This is a genomic window from Klebsiella huaxiensis (assembly GCF_003261575.2).
Taxonomy (GTDB): domain Bacteria; phylum Pseudomonadota; class Gammaproteobacteria; order Enterobacterales; family Enterobacteriaceae; genus Klebsiella; species Klebsiella huaxiensis.
In genome coordinates, this window is sequence record NZ_CP036175.1 from 1,214,945 (window position 1) to 1,229,893 (window position 14,949).

Here is a 14,949-nt window from a genome sequence, read left to right on the forward strand (position 1 = left end):
CCATCACTCGCCGGTTGTTTCAGCGGCCAGCGATGTCTCGTTTTCTGGTGTGGCGTCGGCGCTGCGTATTTTCCTGAACAGCAGAAAGGTAAAGAGGATCACCATGCACAGCGCGGCTAATCCCATCAGCCACATATTGCGATAGGCTTCTTCGGCAGGAAGGGTGTCCTGCCAGTGGCCGACAATCGGATAGACAAAAACGTCGGGCAGGAAGCCGATCACCGAGCAGATCCCGACGGTGGTTCCCATGATGTAGCTGGGCGTTCTGGCTTCGCCGGGGCAAGCCCAGTAGAGCCCGCGAGAGGCGTAGCAGGTAAAACCCAGCAGCAGAATCAGACCAATACCCATGGCAACGGATTGCGGGTTTGAGTTGGTTGCCAGCAGCGCGATGAGCGCCAGCACCCCAACGATCGACAGCAGTTGAATAACGCGGGTTGGCGATTTTACCTTGCTATAAGTCGTGATAATGCCCCCCAGCGGGCCGCAGATAGCACGGAAGATTTTGTTGATCACGATCCCCATATAGCTCGCGGCCACCAGCGACATGCCGTACATTTCGGTCAAGTAGTTGGTGGAGTAGCTGAGGATCGCGTAGATAGTAAAGACGCCAAAGATCACCATGCTGCAGTACCAGGTGGTGCTGATGCGCAGAACGGCGAGAATATCGCTTAACTGGAACGATTTTTTCTCCTCTTTCGCGGCGTTGCTGTGCTGAGGGGCATCGCTAACAAAGAACCAGCATAGTATTCCCAACAGGATATAAACCACGCTGTAGATAATGATTACCGTCTTCAGGCTGTTGCTGTCATCGGGTTCGAAACGGGAAAATGCCCACATGGTAAATACCGCCAGCGACATCACGCCCACGCCGCGCAGTCCCTCCATCCAGCCCATGATTTTTCCCTGCTCGCTATGGTCGCCAAGCAGAGAAGCGGCTTTAATTGACACCGACCACAGCATCAGAATCGTGGTGATAGCAAAGGCGACCTGAATACAAAGCATGACCCACAGTGGTGGGTAGGTAGCCATTAATAAACCAAGCAGGCCGGTAATAATCATTGCCGAGGTAATCATTTTACGATGGGAAAATTTATCGGCAATAACTCCGCTGGGGGCGTAAAGAATAATTGCGGCGATACCAAATGTGCTCATAATTAAGCCGATTTCGGTATTGCTGAATCCCATAAATTTGGCCATTGGGATCTGATAAATATATCTCAAATAGGCAAGGTCAAAGCTGACGCCGCCGCTAAAGCTAATAATGGCAAGCGTTATCCAACGGCGATATGAGGTTTGTTGCATATCGTAATCTCATTTTAATATACCCTTCATACTTCAAGTTGCTGATGCGTTGGCTGCGTTCACTCACCCGAATCATTTACTACAGTAAGCTCATCGGGATTCATTAACTTGCCGCCTTTCTGTAACTCGAATTATTCTGGGTATAGACGAAAAAAAGAGAAAAGTAAACCGCCTTGTTCAGGTGGATTACTTTTCTCAGGTCTCTAGTAATTATTATTAGAAATAACATGCTGGCGTGGGTTTTAGTGTGAGAGTAATCACGATTCGTAGTTTTATGCTTAATCGTGATACGAAATATTCATCTGTGATTACGATCACATTAGAAGTCTGAGCGTTGTGCTAAAAATTTACCCCAGTTACCAGAGATAATGAGAAAGGTGACTTCCCTCTAGCGGGGGAAGTTGCCTTTCTTTTTTTTTGCCTAAAAGAATTTGGAGCCAAACTATGTCGATCGAATCTCTTAATGCATTCTCAATGGATTTCTTCTCTCTGAAAGGTAAAACGGCGATTGTCACCGGCGGCAACAGCGGGTTGGGTCAGGCCTTTGCCATGGCGCTGGCGAAAGCCGGGGCAAACCTGTTTATCCCAAGCTTTGTTAAAGATAACGGTGAAACGAAAGAAATAATTGAAAAACAAGGTGTTGAAGTTGAGTTCATGCAGGTGGATATCACCGCGAAAGGCGCGCCTGAGAAGATTATCGCCGCCTGCTGCGAGCGCTTTGGCACGGTCGATATTCTGGTCAACAACGCCGGGATTTGTAAGCTGAATAAGGTGCTGGACTTCGGTCGTGCGGACTGGGATCCGATGATTGATGTTAACTTGACGGCGGCTTTTGAACTGAGCTATGAAGCGGCAAAAATAATGATTCCGCAAAATAGCGGGAAAATTATTAACATTTGCTCTTTATTCTCTTATCTTGGCGGCCAATGGTCACCGGCTTATTCTGCAACAAAACATGCGCTTGCCGGTTTCACTAAGGCATATTGCGATGAGTTAGGGCAATATAACATTCAGGTTAACGGCATCGCCCCTGGTTATTATGCAACCGATATTACATTAGCTACCCGCAGTAATCCTGAAACTAACCAGCGTGTGCTGGATCATATTCCAGCAAATCGTTGGGGGGATACTCAGGATTTAATGGGAGCAGCCGTATTCTTAGCCAGTCAGGCATCAAATTACGTTAATGGTCATTTGTTAGTTGTCGATGGCGGTTATCTGGTGCGTTAATTTGTAACCGGTGGTTTCTGTTTTTATTTATTATATTACACAATATCATTCAAGATGCATCGAGGTGGCAAGGGAATTAAATCCCCAGGAGCATAGATGACTATGTTATTGGGGGTTATGACAAATCCGCCGGGAGCGGATTTGAACGCTGCTTGCAGCGGCCCCGTAAGGGGTGAGGTCCATGGATGGACCGAATAATTCGCAGCCAACAAAGAGGCAGTTTGAAAGGTGACGTGTATATTCCGAATTAATTATCAGGAAGGAATTACTATGTCTCTATCCCGTGAAGCGATTGTTGACCAATTAAAAGAAATTGTTGGCTCCGATCGCGTAATTACTGATGAAACCGTTTTAAAGCGAAATAGTATTGACCGTTTTCGTAAATATGCGGACATCCATGGCGTCTTTACGCTGCCGCTGCCTGCTGCGGTCGTTAAGTTAGGTTCGACCGAACAGGTTTCTAACGTGCTGGCGTTTATGAACCAGCATAAGATCAACGGGGTTCCGCGTACCGGCGCATCCGCGACCGAAGGCGGACTGGAAACCGTGGTGGAGAATTCCGTGGTGCTGGACGGCGCCGGGATGAACCAAATCCTCAATATCGATATTGAAAATATGCAGGCGACCGCGCAGTGCGGGGTACAGCTCGAAATTCTGGAAAACGCGCTGCGGGCTAAAGGCTACACTACTGGACACTCACCACAGTCTAAACCGTTGGCACAGATGGGTGGCCTGGTGGCAACCCGCAGCATCGGTCAGTTTTCCACGCTGTACGGGGCGATTGAAGATATGGTGGTCGGGTTGGAAGCCGTGCTGCCTGACGGCACCATCACCCGCATCAAAAACGTCCCGCGTCGTGCTGCCGGTCCGGACATTCGCCACATCATTATCGGCAACGAAGGTGCACTGTGCTATATCACTGAAGTAACAGTGAAAATCTTCAAGTTTACCCCGGAAAATAACCTGTTTTACGGCTATATCCTCGACGACATGAAGGTCGGGTTTAACATCCTGCGCGAAGTGATGGTGGAAGGGTATCGCCCGTCAATTGCTCGCTTGTATGATGCGGAAGATGGCACCCAGCACTTTACTCATTTTGCCGACGGCAAATGCGTACTGATCTTTATGGCAGAGGGTAACCCGCGGATGGCGAAAGCGACCGGGGAAGGGATCGCGGAAGTCGTTGCGCGCTATCCGCAGTGCCAGCGCGTGGACAGCAAGCTTATCGAAAACTGGTTTAATCACCTGAACTGGGGCCCGGAAAAAGTGGCCGCCGAGCGCGTGCAGATCCTGAAAACCGGCAATATGGGATTCACCACTGAAGTTTCAGGCTGCTGGAGCTGTATCCATGAGATCTATGAAAGCGTGATCCACCGTATTCGTACCGAATTCCCGCACGCCGACGATATCACTATGCTGGGCGGCCATTCATCTCATAGCTATATGAACGGCACCAACATGTACTTCGTTTATGACTACAACGTGGTGGACTGTAAGCCGGAAGAGGAGATCGATAAGTACCACAATCCGCTGAACAAGATTATCTGCGAAGAGACGATTCGCCTTGGCGGTTCTATGGTGCATCACCATGGAATTGGCAAACATCGCGTTCACTGGAGCAAGCTGGAACACGGCAGCGCATGGCCGCTGCTGGAAGGTCTGAAGAAGCAGTTTGATCCCAACGGGATTATGAATACCGGAACGATCTACCCGATTGAGAAGTAGCTAGTTATACGCAAAATATACGCAAAATCATTCGCGTTGCATCGAGGCGGCAAGTGAATAAGTCTCCAGGAGCGTACAAGAGTACGTGACTGGGGCTTATGAACGTAGCCAACGAAGAGGCAGCGTGAAGGATGACGCGTATAAGCGGCTTCTCAATTGGGAAGCCACACTTTTACCGGACCATGAAGGGGTAGAAATGAACACTTCACCGGTGCGAATGGACGACTTACCGCTTAACGGTTTTCACTGCCGCATTGCCGCGCTGACTTTCGGCGCACATCTTGTCGATGGATATGTCCTCGGCGTTATCGGTTACGCCATTATTCAGCTCACTCCCGCCATGCAACTGACGCCTTTTATGGCCGGCATGATCGGCGGTGCCGCGCTATTGGGGCTTTTTATCGGTAGCCTGATCCTGGGATGGGTTTCGGATCACATTGGTCGCCAGAAAATTTTCAACTTCAGCTTTGTGCTGATTACCGTCGCTTCATTTCTGCAATTTTTTGCTACTACGCCCGAGCAACTGATTGGTTTACGGATCCTGATAGGGATCGGCCTCGGCGGAGATTACTCCGTGGGTCACACGCTGCTGGCCGAGTTCTCGCCGCGCCGACATCGGGGGATTCTGCTCGGCGCATTTAGCGTGGTGTGGACCGTGGGTTACGTCCTGGCAAGCCTTGCCGGTCATCATTTTATAAGCGAAAACCCGGATGCCTGGCGCTGGCTGCTGGCATCGTCTGCTCTACCGGCGCTATTGATTACGCTGCTGCGCTGGGGAACGCCGGAATCCCCACGCTGGTTGATGCGTCAGGGTCGATTCGCTGAAGCCCATGCCGTGGTGCAGCGCTGTTTTGGTATGCACGTACAACTGGGCGATGAGGTAACGAAAGAGACGAATAAACATATCCGAACCCTGTTCTCATCGCGCTACTGGCGGCGCACGGCCTTTAATAGCATCTTCTTTGTTTGCCTGGTGATCCCCTGGTTCGTTATCTACACCTGGCTGCCGACGATTGCCGAAACCATTGGCCTTGAAGATGCGCTAACTGCCAGCCTGATGCTGAATGCGCTACTGATCGTTGGTGCGCTGCTGGGTCTGGTATTAACCCATCTGCTGGCCCATCGCCATTTCCTGCTCGGCAGCTTTTTGCTGCTGGCGGCGACATTAATTGTCATGGCCTGCTTACCGACCGGCAGCCACTGGACGTTGCTGCTTTTTGTCTTATTCAGCACCACGATTTCGGCGGTCAGTAATCTGGTGGGGATTTTACCGGCGGAAAGCTTTCCCACGGACATTCGCTCTCTGGGTGTGGGATTCGCTACCGCCATGAGCCGGCTCGGCGCCGCAATCAGCACCGGCCTGCTGCCCTGGACCCTGGCGCAATGGGGGATGACGGTGACGCTGCTGCTATTGGCCGGAGTATTGCTGGTTGGCTTCGTGGTGACCTGGCTATGGGCTCCTGAGACCAAAGCGCTGCCGCTGGTGGCGGCCGGAAGCGGCGACCAAAGACAAGGAGGTAAAAATGAACATTCTATTGGCGTTTAAACCAGAGCCTGATGCCAGCATGTTGGCAGAAAAGGACTGGCAGGCTGCCGCGCTGGATACCTGCGGGCCAGATGTTTCGCTATTGCGCAGCGCTATTGGTGCCGATGAACAGGCCGCCGCCGCGCTGCTGCTGACACAGCGTGGTGCGGGCTGTGAGATGACTCTGACCGCATTAAGCATTGGTGATGAACGTGCGCTGCACTGGCTACGCTACTTTGCCGCGTTAGGGTTTGAGCGGCAGGTACTGCTGGAGGCAGCTGGAGACCTGCGATTTGCACCATCGTTTATTGCCGGACAGCTTGCCGACTGGCAGCGCAGCCACGGTGCGGAACTGATTGTCACTGGCTGTCAGAGCAGCGAGAGTCAGAATGGGCAAACGCCGTTTTTGCTGGCGGAAATGCTGGACTGGCCCTGTTTTACCCAGGTCGAACGTTTTACCCTTGAGCCACCTTTTGTTGTCGTCGAGCAGCGAACGATATCTGGTATCCGCCGCTGTCGGGTACGTCTGCCCGCGGTGATTGCGGTCAGGCAGTGTGGCGAAGTGGCGCTGCCGGTTCCCGGTATGCGCCAGCGTCTGGCAGCGACAAAGGCGGAGGTTGTACGCCAGGCTGTGACCGTCGAGGTGATGCCCGTAGTTCAGTGTTTGCGTCTGACTCGCCCGGAACAGCGGCGCTGTGCGGTGATAATCGAGGGAACAACGGCGCAGGAGAAAGCCAGAAGCCTATGGGAAAACTATCTACGCCAGAGGATGAAGCCATGAAGATAGCGATAGTTATGGCAACCAGTGATAGCGCCGCGATGGGTAACTGGCTGGCGACAAACAATATTGGCCCGGCGGAACTGGAGCGCTGGATTTTCGATGCTGAACCGGATGTGGCTGAACAGGTCCTTGATGCATTGGTCAGCCAGTGGCAGCAGACGCCGGTCGATATGTTGATATTTCCGGCGGGCATATTGGGCGATGAGCTGGCCACCCGGCTGGCGTGGCGCTTACAGGGCGGCTGCGTATGTCAGGCGTTATCCGTGAGTACACAAGAGGGCCGGGTGACGAAGTCTCATTGGGGTAATGCGCTGATTGCGACGCTGGAGGTAACGGCACGACCGCTTTGTCTGTCACTGGCGCGCCAGCCCGGCGTTAATACGCCTACCGATCTTCCTGCCGATATGACGACTCGCCATATCGCGCCAGCGGCGTTACCCGACTGGCTAATCAGCGTTGAAAGCGTCAAGCGTTCGGGAGTCCATCCCTTACAGGAGGCGAAGCAAGTGCTGGTTGTCGGACAGGGAGGCGAGGGCGTCGATGCCGATAACATTTCGGTGCTGGCGCGCAATCTGGGTGCAGAAGCAGGCTATAGCCGCGCGCGGGTGATGAACGGCGGCTACGATGCGGAACGGCTGATCGGTATCTCAGGCCATCTGCTGGCTGCGGATGTTTGTATTGTCGCTGGGGCATCCGGGGCGGCGGCGCTAATGACGGGGGTCAGGGATAGCCGGTTTATTGTGGCGATCAATCGTGACCCCAGCGCGCCAGTATTTACTCAGGCGGATGTCGGCATTGTGGATGATTGGCTACCGGTGCTTGACGCGTTGGTAGCTTGCGCCGACATTTCGCCGGATGGCGGCTAGCGCCTTATTCGGCCTACAGGTTGTGGTCCGGTAGCCCGGGTAAGGCGTTTACGCCGCGACCCGGGAACAAAGCCGATAAATTAATTAAGCTGCTTCGCTAATTTCCATACCGTGGTGTTGGTGGTTGACAGGGCCGCGACGCCAGCCTTCATCGCATTACGCGCATCTTCCTCATCGCAAACTAACCCCCCGGCGATCAGCGGCTGGCGGATTTTCTCCGTCACCCATCCCAGGACTTTCGGCATACAGCCCGGCAGGATTTCGATGCAATCAGGATTAGACTGCGCCACCTGCTTATCAATATTGTGAAAGGAGATGGAGTCAACGATAAACAGGCGATGAATGCAGAAAAATCCCTCCGCTCTGGCTGCTTTTAGCATCGGCGCTTTAGTACTGATGATACCGTCTGCTTCGGTAACCAGCTTCAAAAACTGAATCACTACTTCTTTATTGGACGCTCCCTCCAGCAGGTCGACGTGAACAAATGCATATTTCCCGGCGTTTTTGATTTTCTTGACGATGTTGCTGATGGTGCAGATATTGCCATATAGCACGGAGATAAACTGGCATTCGGAATCAATGGCCAATTGCAGGCTGGCGTTATCTTTGACGGCCGCAATGACCGGATTTTGTCGTAGCAGGTGTAGCAGGGGCATGGTGTTTCCTTTGTAGATTTATTACCCAAAACGGAATGTGATACCAAAACCAGAGTCAGGATAGCGCCATTCTTTCAGCGTTGCCTCATCGCATAGCAACCGGCAGGTGCCGCACTCCAGGCAGCCGCGATAGTCGACCCGCAGCTCACCTTCCGCCGTGCGTGAGAAAAGTCCGGCAGGGCACGCTTTGATGAGTAGCTCAGCGACCTTCTCGTTCGGCGACGCGGATGGAACAATATGTGGGCTGTCGGCGGGACGCCAGACGTTGCGGGCTATAGACATCGTAAACTCCTGACCAGATCGCCTGCCAGATGGCACAGGCCGTGACGGCGAAGATGACGCCAGACTACCTGGCGCAGCGGCGGAACGGGGCGCTCACCCTGCTGCCAGAGTTCGCGGGAAATGTCTTCCATTAGCGCAGGCCACTGGCGATACCAGCCGGGGCGTTGCAGCAGCGCGGGCACATGCTGATAGCGCTGAAGAACTTCCCACAGTACGCTGCGCTCAACGTCCCGATGATATTGTGCAAACAGGTTTTGCGGTGTGCTTTGCTGACAGGCTCGAATCAACGTTTGCGCCGCCGCCTGAGCACCGATGAGCGCCATATCCATCCCGCGCACGGTAAAGCCGGTATTGATACAGGTGCGCAGCGCATCACCAACCAGTAGCCAGCCGTCTCCGCCGTACTGCACGGGCATGCTATGCAGACCGCCTTCGGGCACCAGATGCGCACCATACTCGAGCGTTTCACTCCCACGTAGCAAAGGGCGCAGGGCCGGATGTGATTTGAGATTCTCCAGCAGTTCAGAGGCCGGAGCCGCGGCTTTTCCCAGAGAGGAGAGCGGGCAAACAATGCCGAATGAGAGTGTATCCTGATTGGTATAAAGAAACGCGCCGCCGGGCAAATCCCCGCAGACGCCGCCGGTGAAGAGCATCGCCGCTCCCTCGTTACCTTCCAGGCGGAAGCGATCCTCCAGCGTTTTTTGCTCCAGCGCCAGCACCGCTTTAATCCCTAACGCCATTGATGATGGGGAAGGGCGAGGCACTAAACCATGCCGCTCCGCCAGCTCACTGTTAGCCCCTTCAGCCAGTACGACGTAGCGGGCGCGCAGGGTTTCGTTATCGCAAATGACGCCGCAGACCCGACCATTTTCGCGATACAGCGCCTCGACCGTCGCCCCGGTAATACACTGGACGCCTTCATTTTCAGCCTGGCCGACAAACCACGGATCGAAGCGGGCGCGCAGCAGGCTCCAGGAGTCGCCGTTGGGTTGCAGGCTGGAATACGTCGTTGCGCCGTTTGCGGTCAGCAGGGTCAGACTTTCCTGGGTGATGCGTCGTTCAAGCGGAGCGGATTGCTGAAAATGAGGAAGGAGTTCGGCAAGCGCATGGCAATACAGCCGCCCGCCGGAAAGATTTTTACTGCCGGGAAGTTCGCCGCGTTCAAGCAACAGAACGGAAAGTCCTGCCCGCGCACAGCGTAAAGCACAAGCGGTGCCAGCTATCCCTGCACCAATGATAATAATATCAAAATCGTCAGCCATATTGCGCCCCAGATATCCAGAGCGCATAAGCTAACATGACGTTATTTAAGGAATATTGACCGCCGACACAAACGCTTTAATCACTCGCCGCGATAGACGCAGCCCGCCGTGCAGGTCTCTTTAATCATCACCGCGCTCAGCAGGGGTACCAGAGGTTTCATCTGATCCCAAATCCATTTTGCCAGCACTTCGCTGGTGGGATTATCTAGTCCCGGAATATCGTTCAGATAGTAGTGATCCAGCCTGTCGTAAGTCGGCTTAAACGCGGCCTTAAGCTCGGCAAAATCCATGATCCACCCGGTATGGGGGTCGACTTCACCGGTAATCTCCAGGCGCACCATAAAAGAGTGACCGTGCAGGCGTCCGCACTTATGGCCTTCCGGTACGTGCGGCAGATGGTGAGCGGCTTCGAAGGTGAAATCTTTAAATAACGTGGTGGACATCTTTTATTCTCAATATGGCAAAAAAACCGCCGTAGGGTACCGGAAAGCACCTTTTTTCGCATTAACTAAAACGGCCCTGAACAGAAAATGGACACATTCACTCGGTTTATTCAAATTAATTTATTATATTTCATAGGGTTATTTAATCGATTTTGTTGTTAATAACTATAACTAAAACAGGTTAGTCCATTTGGTTATTTGTTATTTCCATCCCTTCTTTAATTGTTACTATCTGCACCGTTACCCTAATACTCGTCATACTTCGAGCCGCATGTGCGTTGGCTTCACTCGCTCACCCCAGTCACTTACCTGAGTAAGCTCCTGGGGTTCGTTCACTTGCCGCGTTACTCGGCCTGCGGCCTCGCCCCTTCGGGGCCAGCGCAAGCGCTGTTCAAGGCACGAGTGCCTTGTCCTGCAACTCGAATTATTTAGAGTATTTTCATCTCTTTTGTTTGGCGCTATTTAGGCGCGACTAACAGCTTTGCTTACTGGAACATAACGACGCATGACGACACAGGCCCCACCTTCCAATTTGCTACCGCTGAGTCCGGAGCAAATGGCGCGCCTTCAGGCGGCCACGACTGACTTCACGCCAACCCAGCTGGCCTGGGTTTCCGGCTACTTCTGGGGCGTGCTGAACCAGCAGCCCGGCGCGGCTGTTGTCGCTCCAGCCCAGGCAGCAGAAGTCCCTTCTATTACCCTTATTTCGGCATCGCAAACCGGCAACGCCCGCCGCGTCGCTGAAGCGCTGCGTGACGATCTGCAGGCCGCGCAGCTGAACGTGAAACTGGTTAACGCAGGCGACTATAAATTCAAACAAATTGCCTCCGAGAAACTGCTGGTTGTCGTGACGTCAACACAAGGCGAAGGTGAGCCGCCGGAAGAAGCCGTCGCGCTACATAAATTCCTGTTTTCGAAGAAAGCGCCGAAGCTGACCGATACCGCGTTTGCCGTATTTGGCCTTGGCGATACTTCCTATGAATTCTTCTGCCAGTCCGGCAAGGATTTTGATAACAAGCTGGCCGAACTGGGCGGTGAACGCCTGCTCGACCGGGTTGACTCTGATGTGGAATACCAGGCTGCCGCTGCTGAATGGCGCGCCCGTGTGGTTGACGTGCTGAAAGCCCGCGCGCCTGCTGCCGCGCCGTCCCAACTGGTGACCAGCGGGGCGGTGAATGAGATTCACACCAGCCCGTATACCAAAGAAGCGCCGCTGACTGCGACGCTTGCGGTGAATCAAAAAATCACCGGTCGTGATTCAGAAAAAGATGTGCGCCATATTGAAATCGACCTTGGCGACTCTGGCCTGCGCTATCAGCCGGGCGATGCACTGGGCATCTGGTACCAGAACGATCCGGCTCTGATTAAAGAGCTGGTTGAGCTGCTGTGGCTGAAGGGCGATGAAGCGGTGACGGTTGACGGTAAAACCCTGCCGCTTGCCGAAGCGCTGGAGTGGCATTTCGAGCTGACGGTTAACACCGGCAACATCGTCGAGAACTATGCCACCTTAACCCGCAGCGAATCTCTGCTGCCGATGGTGGGCGATAAGGCGCAGCTGCAACATTACGCCGCGACCACGCCGATCGTTGACATGGTGCGTTTCTCTCCGGCGCAGCTGGATGCTCAGGCACTAGTCGACCTGCTGCGTCCGCTGACGCCGCGCCTGTACTCTATCGCCTCTTCGCAGGCAGAAACTGAAAACGAAGTGCACGTCACCGTTGGCGTGGTTCGCTATGATATCGAGGGCCGCGCCCGCGCTGGCGGAGCCTCCAGCTTCCTTGCCGACCGCGTCGAAGAAGATGGCGAAGTTCGCGTCTTTATCGAGCATAACGATAACTTCCGTCTGCCTGCTAACCCAGAGACGCCAGTTATCATGATTGGTCCGGGCACCGGCATCGCGCCGTTCCGTGCCTTTATGCAGCAGCGCGCGGCAGAAGGAGCAGAAGGCAAGAACTGGCTGTTCTTCGGCAACCCGCACTTTACCGAAGATTTCCTCTATCAGGTGGAGTGGCAGAGTTACGTCAAAGAGGGCGTACTGAGCCGCATCGACCTGGCCTGGTCTCGCGACCAAAAAGAAAAGGTATACGTACAAGACAAACTGCGCGAACAGGGCGCAGAACTGTGGCGCTGGATTAACGACGGTGCCCATATTTATGTCTGCGGCGATGCCAATCGTATGGCAAAAGACGTTGAGCAGACGTTGCTGGAAGTGATTGCCGAATTTGGCGCGATGGACGCCGAAGCGGCGGACGAATTTTTAAGTGAGCTGCGCGTAGAGCGCCGTTATCAGCGAGATGTCTACTAATGAGCGAAAAACATCCAGGCCCGCTGGTGGTCGAAGGTAAACTGGTCGATGCCGAGCGCATGAAGCTGGAAAGCAACTACCTGCGCGGCACCATTGCGGAAGATCTGAACGACGGCCTGACCGGCGGTTTTAAAGGCGATAATTTTCTGTTGATCCGCTTTCACGGCATGTATCAGCAGGATGACCGCGATATTCGCGCCGAGCGTGCGGCGCAGAAGCTGGAGCCGCGTCACGCGATGCTGCTGCGCTGCCGCCTGCCGGGCGGGGTGATCACCACCAAACAGTGGCAGGCGATTGATAAATTCGCCGCCGATAACACCATTTACGGCAGCATCCGTCTGACCAACCGTCAGACCTTCCAGTTTCACGGCATTCTGAAGAAGAACGTCAAGCCGGTGCACCAGATGCTGCATTCGGTCGGGCTGGATGCGCTGGCGACCGCCAACGATATGAACCGTAACGTGTTGTGTACCTCTAACCCGAACGAGTCTCAGCTGCATGCTGAAGCCTACGAATGGGCGAAGAAGATCTCCGAGCACCTGCTGCCGCGCACCCGCGCTTATGCTGAGATCTGGTTGGATCAGAAGAAGGTCGCCACTACGGATGAAGAACCGATCCTCGGCCAGACCTATCTGCCGCGTAAGTTCAAAACCACCGTGGTGATCCCGCCGCAGAACGATATCGATCTGCACGCTAACGATATGAACTTTGTAGCGATTGCCGAAAACGGCAAGCTGGTGGGCTTTAATCTGCTGGTTGGCGGCGGTTTATCCATCGAGCACGGCAACAAGAAAACCTACGCCCGCACGGCGAGCGAATTCGGCTATCTGCCGATTGAGCATACCCTGGCGGTGGCGGAAGCAGTGGTGACCACCCAGCGCGATTGGGGTAACCGTACTGACCGTAAAAATGCCAAAACTAAATACACCCTGGAGCGCGTTGGCGTTGAGACCTTTAAGGCGGAGGTGGAGCGCCGGGCGGGCATCAAGTTTGAGCCGATTCGTCCGTACGAGTTTACCGGCCGCGGCGATCGCATCGGCTGGGTGAAGGGGATCGACAATAACTGGCACCTGACGCTGTTTATTGAAAACGGTCGTATCCTTGATTACCCGGGACGTCCGTTGAAAACCGGCCTGTTGAAGATTGCGAAGATCCATAAAGGTGAATTCCGCATTACGGCCAACCAGAACCTGATCATTGCCGGTGTTCCTGACGATCAGAAGGCGAAGATCGAGAAGCTGGCCCGCGATCACGGTTTGATGAATGCCGTCACGCCGCAGCGTGAAAACTCCATGGCCTGCGTGTCGTTTCCGACCTGTCCGCTGGCGATGGCTGAAGCCGAACGCTTCCTGCCATCGTTCACCGATAAAGTCGAGGGAGTGATGAGCAAGCATGGTGTCGCTGATGAGCATATCGTCACCCGCGTGACCGGCTGCCCGAACGGTTGTGGCCGCGCTATGCTGGCAGAGGTAGGCCTGGTGGGTAAAGCGCCGGGTCGCTACAACCTGCACCTCGGGGGGAACCGCAGCGGGACGCGTATTCCGCGCATGTATCGGGAAAATATTACCGAGTCGGAAATTCTCGACTCCCTTGACGAACTGGTAGGGCGCTGGGCGAAAGAGCGTGAAGCGGGTGAAGGCTTCGGCGACTTTACGGTGCGTGCGGGCATCATTCGCCCGGTGCTCGACCCAGCCCGGGATTTCTGGGAATAACATCCAGCAGCCCGGCGGCGCTTCGCTTACGGGTTTTGTAGGCCGGGCAAACGTAGTGCCGCCCGGCGAAACAGGCAAATGAGGTTTTTATGTCCGTACTCGATCTAAAAGCGCTTAATGCATTACCGAAGGTCGATCGCGTTTTGCAACTGGCGGAAACCAACAGCCAGCTGGAAAAACTGAGCGCAGAAGAGCGTGTCGCGTGGGCGCTGGAAAACCTGCCGGGCGAATACGTGCTCTCTTCGAGCTTCGGTATTCAGGCGGCGGTGAGCCTGCATCTGGTTAATCAGATTCGCCCGGATATTCCGGTTATTCTGACCGATACCGGCTATCTGTTCCCGGAAACCTATCAGTTTATCGACGAGTTAACGGACAAGCTCAAGCTGAACCTGAAGGTCTATCGGGCGAAGGAGAGCGCAGCCTGGCAGGAGGCGCGCTACGGCAAGCTGTGGGAGCAGGGCGTTGAGGGCATTGAGAAATACAATGACATCAATAAGGTTGAACCGATGAACCGGGCGCTGGAAGAGTTGAATGCGCAAACCTGGTTTGCGGGCCTACGCCGCGAGCAGTCCGGCAGTCGTGCGCATTTGCCGGTGTTAGCTATCCAGCGCGGCGTGTTTAAGGTTCTGCCAATCATTGACTGGGATAACCGTACCGTCTATCAGTACCTGCAAAAACACGGCCTGAAATACCACCCGCTGTGGGATCAAGGCTATCTGTCAGTCGGCGATACCCATACCACCCGCAAATGGGAACCGGGCATGGCTGAGGAAGAGACGCGGTTTTTTGGGTTGAAAAGAGAGTGCGGATTGCACGAAGGTTAATATAAGAGTCCCGGCGCTGCCGGGATTTTTTTTACC

Annotated in this window: 13 protein-coding genes; 8 read left to right on the forward strand and 5 right to left on the reverse strand. The window is 54.3% G+C overall.

Annotation, left to right across the window (positions count from 1 at the left end):
- Positions 1-3: 3 nt before the first annotated feature.
- On the reverse strand, positions 4-1,302 hold the full coding sequence (locus tag DA718_RS05815) for an MFS transporter (protein WP_112213874.1): 1,299 nt from the start codon (positions 1,300-1,302) through the stop codon (positions 4-6).
- A gap of 444 nt (positions 1,303-1,746) precedes the next feature.
- On the opposite strand from DA718_RS05815, the gene DA718_RS05820 reads away from it, so the two are divergent.
- The 5 genes from DA718_RS05820 to DA718_RS05840 all read left to right on the forward strand — a co-directional run bounded on the left by DA718_RS05820 (position 1,747) and on the right by DA718_RS05840 (position 7,429).
- Entirely contained in the window at positions 1,747-2,532 is a 786-nt protein-coding gene (locus DA718_RS05820; protein WP_112213873.1) for an SDR family oxidoreductase, read from the forward strand.
- Positions 2,533-2,802: 270 nt separating this feature from the next.
- The gene (locus DA718_RS05825; RefSeq protein ID WP_112213872.1) at positions 2,803-4,257 is read left to right on the forward strand and encodes an FAD-binding oxidoreductase; all 1,455 of its coding nucleotides are present in this window, start codon (positions 2,803-2,805) and stop codon (positions 4,255-4,257) included.
- Positions 4,258-4,381: 124 nt separating this feature from the next.
- A complete protein-coding gene (locus tag DA718_RS05830; protein WP_407657791.1) occupies positions 4,382-5,803 on the forward strand; it encodes an MFS transporter in 1,422 nt (473 codons plus the stop codon).
- The gene (locus tag DA718_RS05835) at positions 5,781-6,563 is read left to right on the forward strand and encodes an adenine nucleotide alpha hydrolase family protein (protein ID WP_112213871.1); all 783 of its coding nucleotides are present in this window, start codon (positions 5,781-5,783) and stop codon (positions 6,561-6,563) included. The genes DA718_RS05830 and DA718_RS05835 overlap by 23 nt, the downstream gene beginning before the upstream one ends.
- Positions 6,560-7,429 carry an electron transfer flavoprotein subunit alpha/FixB family protein gene (locus tag DA718_RS05840; protein ID WP_112213870.1) on the forward strand — a complete coding sequence of 290 codons (870 nt, stop codon included), beginning with the start codon at positions 6,560-6,562 and terminating at the stop codon, positions 7,427-7,429. The genes DA718_RS05835 and DA718_RS05840 overlap by 4 nt, the downstream gene beginning before the upstream one ends.
- 80 nt (positions 7,430-7,509) lie before the next feature.
- Here the strand turns inward: DA718_RS05840 and DA718_RS05845 are convergent, their stop codons facing one another.
- The 4 genes from DA718_RS05845 to queD form a co-directional block, all read right to left on the reverse strand.
- The gene (locus DA718_RS05845; protein WP_112213869.1) at positions 7,510-8,085 is read right to left on the reverse strand and encodes a glycerol-3-phosphate responsive antiterminator; all 576 of its coding nucleotides are present in this window, start codon (positions 8,083-8,085) and stop codon (positions 7,510-7,512) included.
- Positions 8,086-8,106: 21 nt separating this feature from the next.
- A complete protein-coding gene (locus DA718_RS05850; protein ID WP_112213868.1) occupies positions 8,107-8,367 on the reverse strand; it encodes a ferredoxin family protein in 261 nt (86 codons plus the stop codon).
- Complete coding sequence (locus DA718_RS05855) at positions 8,358-9,629, reverse strand: FAD-dependent oxidoreductase (protein WP_112213867.1); 1,272 nt, start codon at positions 9,627-9,629, stop codon at positions 8,358-8,360. Before DA718_RS05855 ends, DA718_RS05850 begins: the two co-directional genes overlap by 10 nt.
- 80 nt (positions 9,630-9,709) lie before the next feature.
- Positions 9,710-10,072: a 6-carboxytetrahydropterin synthase QueD gene (gene queD, locus DA718_RS05860; protein ID WP_112213866.1), complete on the reverse strand. Its 363-nt coding sequence runs from the start codon at positions 10,070-10,072 to the stop codon at positions 9,710-9,712.
- 505 nt (positions 10,073-10,577) lie between these two features.
- Here queD and cysJ point away from each other — a divergent pair.
- The 3 genes from cysJ (at position 10,578) to cysH (ending at position 14,913) form a co-directional block, all read left to right on the forward strand.
- A complete protein-coding gene (gene cysJ, locus DA718_RS05865; RefSeq protein WP_112213865.1) occupies positions 10,578-12,377 on the forward strand; it encodes an NADPH-dependent assimilatory sulfite reductase flavoprotein subunit in 1,800 nt (599 codons plus the stop codon).
- On the forward strand, positions 12,377-14,089 hold the full coding sequence (cysI, locus tag DA718_RS05870; RefSeq protein ID WP_112213864.1) for an assimilatory sulfite reductase (NADPH) hemoprotein subunit: 1,713 nt from the start codon (positions 12,377-12,379) through the stop codon (positions 14,087-14,089). Before cysJ ends, cysI begins: the two co-directional genes overlap by 1 nt.
- An 89-nt stretch (positions 14,090-14,178) precedes the next feature.
- A complete protein-coding gene (cysH, locus tag DA718_RS05880; protein ID WP_112213863.1) occupies positions 14,179-14,913 on the forward strand; it encodes a phosphoadenosine phosphosulfate reductase in 735 nt (244 codons plus the stop codon).
- Positions 14,914-14,949: the final 36 nt, after the last annotated feature.

Excerpts from the sequence above, each read along its gene's own strand:
- DA718_RS05815 (WP_112213874.1), bottom strand. The coding sequence starts at position 1,302 with ATGCAACAAACCTCATATCGCCGTTGGATAACGCTTGCCATTATTAGC.
- DA718_RS05820 (WP_112213873.1), top strand. The coding sequence starts at position 1,747 with ATGTCGATCGAATCTCTTAATGCATTCTCAATGGATTTCTTCTCTCTG.
- DA718_RS05825 (WP_112213872.1), top strand. The coding sequence starts at position 2,803 with ATGTCTCTATCCCGTGAAGCGATTGTTGACCAATTAAAAGAAATTGTT.
- DA718_RS05835 (WP_112213871.1), top strand. The coding sequence starts at position 5,781 with ATGAACATTCTATTGGCGTTTAAACCAGAGCCTGATGCCAGCATGTTG.
- DA718_RS05840 (WP_112213870.1), top strand. The coding sequence starts at position 6,560 with ATGAAGATAGCGATAGTTATGGCAACCAGTGATAGCGCCGCGATGGGT.
- DA718_RS05845 (WP_112213869.1), bottom strand. The coding sequence starts at position 8,085 with ATGCCCCTGCTACACCTGCTACGACAAAATCCGGTCATTGCGGCCGTC.
- DA718_RS05850 (WP_112213868.1), bottom strand. The coding sequence starts at position 8,367 with ATGTCTATAGCCCGCAACGTCTGGCGTCCCGCCGACAGCCCACATATT.
- DA718_RS05855 (WP_112213867.1), bottom strand. The coding sequence starts at position 9,629 with ATGGCTGACGATTTTGATATTATTATCATTGGTGCAGGGATAGCTGGC.
- queD (WP_112213866.1), bottom strand. The coding sequence starts at position 10,072 with ATGTCCACCACGTTATTTAAAGATTTCACCTTCGAAGCCGCTCACCAT.
- cysJ (WP_112213865.1), top strand. The coding sequence starts at position 10,578 with ATGACGACACAGGCCCCACCTTCCAATTTGCTACCGCTGAGTCCGGAG.
- cysI (WP_112213864.1), top strand. The coding sequence starts at position 12,377 with ATGAGCGAAAAACATCCAGGCCCGCTGGTGGTCGAAGGTAAACTGGTC.
- cysH (WP_112213863.1), top strand. The coding sequence starts at position 14,179 with ATGTCCGTACTCGATCTAAAAGCGCTTAATGCATTACCGAAGGTCGAT.